We start from the raw sequence: 336 nt of genomic DNA on the forward strand, positions 1-336 counted from the left end.
ACACCGGCGTATCCGCATCGTTTACGGTGACGGTAAAGCTGGCTTGCGTGGCATCATTGCCCGATGCGTCCTGCGCATCCATGGTGACGGTTGTCTCGCCCACAGGGAAATCATAGGCGCCGGTCAGCGTGGTGTCGCCGACCTTGTAGGTGATCGTGACACTGCTATCCACATTGTCAGAACCAGAGCCAAGGCTGGTCACATCAATGGAGGCGGTCGCCGCACCGCTGTCGGTGCCGGAGGTCTGCGCACTCGGGGCGGTCAGGGCTGGGGCCTCATCATCGGTGACCGTGACGGTAAAGCTGACTTGCGTGGCATCATTGCCCGCCGAGTCCT

General features: G+C 61.6%; 1 protein-coding gene. It reads right to left on the reverse strand.

Features of this window, described 5'->3' with window-relative positions:
* A partial coding sequence (locus FGE21_RS19605; protein ID WP_139665085.1) for an HYR domain-containing protein occupies window positions 1–336 on the reverse strand: 336 nt, incomplete at both ends.

This window comes from Phaeobacter sp. B1627 (assembly GCF_006265095.1).
Lineage (GTDB): Bacteria > Pseudomonadota > Alphaproteobacteria > Rhodobacterales > Rhodobacteraceae > Epibacterium.